5 protein-coding genes are annotated in these 3,014 nt (G+C 51.6%); all 5 read right to left on the reverse strand.

Annotated elements, in window-relative coordinates; genetic code table 11:
* Positions 1 to 147: 147 nt before the first annotated feature.
* Positions 148 to 1,128, reverse strand: a complete 981-nt coding sequence (locus tag OGV85_RS17440; protein ID WP_000019450.1) for an IS5-like element ISKpn26 family transposase — start codon at positions 1,126 to 1,128, stop codon at positions 148 to 150.
* Positions 1,129 to 1,405: 277 nt separating this feature from the next.
* Complete coding sequence (locus tag OGV85_RS17445; protein WP_000780222.1) at positions 1,406 to 1,687, reverse strand: helix-turn-helix domain-containing protein; 282 nt, start codon at positions 1,685 to 1,687, stop codon at positions 1,406 to 1,408.
* The gene (locus tag OGV85_RS17450; protein ID WP_000493286.1) at positions 1,668 to 1,997 is read right to left on the reverse strand and encodes a type II toxin-antitoxin system RelE/ParE family toxin; all 330 of its coding nucleotides are present in this window, start codon (positions 1,995 to 1,997) and stop codon (positions 1,668 to 1,670) included. The genes OGV85_RS17445 and OGV85_RS17450 overlap by 20 nt, the downstream gene beginning before the upstream one ends.
* 277 nt (positions 1,998 to 2,274) lie before the next feature.
* Positions 2,275 to 2,445, reverse strand: coding sequence for a replication-associated protein RepA4 (locus OGV85_RS24585; RefSeq protein WP_502873635.1), 171 nt, complete (start codon positions 2,443 to 2,445; stop codon positions 2,275 to 2,277).
* Between the two features lie 234 nt (positions 2,446 to 2,679).
* Positions 2,680 to 3,014, reverse strand: a 335-nt coding sequence (locus OGV85_RS17455; protein ID WP_286553783.1) for a transposase, incomplete at its 5' end; no start/stop codon positions are given.

Raw genomic sequence — 3,014 nt, forward strand, 5'->3', positions numbered from 1 at the left:
GGAAGGTGCGAATAAGCAGGTCATTTCTTCCCAAGCTGACTCGCTGATTAAAATTTCGCGGATCTGGGCCGATTTTTTTCCCGCAAACACATCGAATCAGCCTATTTAGGCTATTTTTTCCACCATTTCTGGCGTTATTTCCGGTTTTTACTGAGATCTCTCCCACTGACGTATCATTTGGTCCACCCGAAACAGGTTGGCCAGGGTGAATAACATCGCCAGTTGGTTATCGTTTTTCAGCAGCCCCTTGTATCTGGCTTTCACGAAGCCGAACTGCCGCTTGATGATGCGAAACGGGTGCTCCACCCTGGCACGGATGCTGGCTTTCATGTATTCGATGTTGATGGCCGTTTTGTTCTTGCGCGGATGCTGCTTCAAGGTTTTTACCCTGCCGGGACGCTCGGCGATCAGCCAGTCCACATCCACCTCGGCCAGCTCCTCGCGCTGTGGCGCTCCTTGGTAGCCGGCATCGGCTGAGACAAATTGCTCCTCTCCATGAAGCAGATTACCCAGCTGATTGAGGTCATGCTCGTTGGCCGCGGTGGTGACCAGGCTGTGGGTCAGGCCACTCTTGGCATCGACACCAATGTGGGCCTTCATGCCAAAGTGCCACTGATTGCCTTTCTTGGTCTGATGCATCTCCGGATCGCGTTGCTGCTCTTTGTTCTTGGTCGAGCTGGGTGCCTCAATGATGGTGGCATCCACCAAAGTGCCTTGGGTCATCATGACGCCTGCTTCGGCCAGCCAGCGATTGATGGTCTTGAACAATTGACGGGCCAGTTGATGCTGCTCGAGCAGGTGGCGGAAATTCATGATGGTGGTGCGATCCGGCAGGGCGCTATCCAGGGATAATCGGGCAAACAGGCGCATGGAGGCGATTTCGTACAGGGCATCTTCCATGGCACCGTCGCTCAGGTTGTACCAATGCTGCATGCAGTGAATACGCAGCATGGTCTCCAGCGGATAGGGCCGTCGGCCATTGCCCGCCTTGGGATAAAACGGCTCGATGACAGCGGTCATATTCTGCCATGGCAGAATCTGCTCCATGCGGGAGAGGAAAATCTCTTTTCGGGTCTGACGGCGCTTAGTGCTGAATTCACTATCGGCGAAGGTGAGTTGATGGCTCATGATGTCCCTCTGGGATGCGCTCCGGATGAATATGATGATCTCATATCAGGAACTTGTTCGCACCTTCCCTAAGTCACCGGCGGCTTGCCTGCCACACATTGAACATTACAGACCAATTAGCACTTTGTCACCGGGGAAAGATGTAAAGATTATGTATAAATAGATTGGCTTAGAAGTGACATTTCAACTTTGGAGAAACAGGTGACATTTTAAACTTGCTTTAACAAAATTTTGGGACTGACCGAAACAAAAAGGCCAGCCCCGGAGGGCTGGCTATTCAGTACAGGGCAATGACAGGTTTCTTGATGCCGCAGGCGTGAGCGTAGCGGGTCAGTGTGTCGATGCTGGCTTTGGTGATGTTGTTTTCCAGGCGAGAAATAACCGGAGGTGTAACCCCCATGCGTTCAGCAACCTGCGCTTTTGTCAGGTTGTCATGCTTGCGCCATTCAGCAAGCAGCTCCCTGAGCTTTTCCTTACGTTCTTCTTCCTGCCATGCAGCGCGATATTCATCGTCCTGCATCCACTCGTTATGCAGTTCTTTATGGCTTACCAGTTTCATTAAGTACCTCCGCTAACCGCTTTTTGGCGAGATCGATTTCTTTCGCTGGCGTTTTCTGTGACTTCTTGATGAAAACACGGAGCATGATGATGGTATTGCCTTTGTGGTATACCCAGATTCCCCTGGCTATGTCCGTCCCCATCGTGCGGATCTCAAAAAGTCCATCGCCCAGGGGCTTCGTGTCCGGCTCCCGCAGTAATCGGGCGTCATACTCCAGTTTGCCGATGAGACGGTCAAACTTCACCCTGATTTTTACGGGTAATGCTGTGGCTTCTTCCCTGGCTTCCGGGTGATAAACAACGCTAAACATGTGACCTCCCATTTCTATTAATATTAACCTATAGGCTAATTTCAGACAAGGTAGAATTAACCTATAAGCTAATTTTGTTGGCAGTTATCGTGGCTACCCGGTCACTACCCTGTTAGCGTGAGTTTTCGTTCCACTGAGGAACGGGGATTTATGCGCGTTAGCGCATGTAAGGCGGCAGGATGAAATGACAGGTAGCACCGAGGGTTAGCCGCCGATACCAGTGAGGGATCGAAAGGGATCGCCTATCCATCCCTTCACCCTGCAAAGCCATATTCCGCTAAAAGCGGCTCAGAGGCTTTTGTGCGCGGTCGGAGTGGTCACAACAAGGCGAAGCCGCAGTTGGGGCGTATCTCCGCGTTAGCGGGTCGTAAGAGCCGCTTACGAGCGTGTAGGGGTCAGTTTGGATATAGAGAATTATTGTACTATAAGGACTTCCCCGAACAGTCAACGCCGGTATTTATGGTTTCTGTCTGCTCTTCAGTAAAAATAAAGGGGAGAGACTGCGGTACTATAAACGGCCATGATGAATCGTCATCGATTCGGGCCCTGATGAAAGACGCGCGTGAGGTTCTTGTTCGTTAAGCGGATACGTATATCCTGTACAATAGCCAGATAGGCCTCACGGGGTCTAACCCTTTATCATCAACGAATTGCAGGTCAGATGGTTATACAGCTTCGAGCTTTAGTTGACTGAGTACAGCCGGAAATCATCACCGTAATGTAGTGATGCCCAACACAGCCGCGCATTTTTGGCGGCGATGGCCACAACAGCCCGCCAGTACCCTCTGCGCTCAACCAACATACAAACCCAACGGCTGAATGAGTCAGTCCTTTTCCCGGCGCCAATAAGCACTGAACGAGCCCCCTGAACCAGAAGCGTTCGCAGATACGAATCACCGGCTTTTGTGATCCTGCCGAGTTTCGACTTTCCCCCGCTGCTGTATTGTGATGGCGTCAGCCCCAGCCAGGCTGCCAGTTGGGGTCGTCTCAGAAAACGGAAAATAAAGCACGCTAAGC

Source organism: Citrobacter sp. Cf132 (assembly GCF_030333885.1).
GTDB classification, from domain to species: domain Bacteria; phylum Pseudomonadota; class Gammaproteobacteria; order Enterobacterales; family Enterobacteriaceae; genus Citrobacter; species Citrobacter freundii.